Genomic DNA, 269 nt, shown 5'->3' on the forward strand with positions numbered 1-269 from the left:
GTCATGTCCTGCTACTAATATGCGCGTCTTTTTTACAGCTTTTGGTACAGCAGGTATGTCTGCCAGCCATTGTCGTATCTCATTTACGCGTGTCGAAAAGGTATGTTTCTTGGCTAGTTTCTGTAATGCATCGGCAGCTTGCTGAGCCACCTCGGGAACCATTAACGCACGAGTAAGCTGCTGAGAAAACTCCCTTGCACTATTAGCGAATAAAGGATAGTCACTTCCTAATAATTGCTCATGTAATGTATTACGGTTGAGAATAGCAG

1 pseudogene is annotated in these 269 nt (G+C 43.9%); it reads right to left on the minus strand.

Features of this window, described 5'->3' with window-relative positions:
• A pseudogene (locus AAEZ06_RS27370) lies at window positions 1–269 on the minus strand (glycosyltransferase family protein); the annotation flags it as partial.

Origin of the sequence: Pseudomonas sp. HY7a-MNA-CIBAN-0227, assembly GCF_040310325.1 — a bacterium.
Taxonomy (GTDB): Bacteria; Pseudomonadota; Gammaproteobacteria; order Pseudomonadales; family Pseudomonadaceae; genus Aquipseudomonas.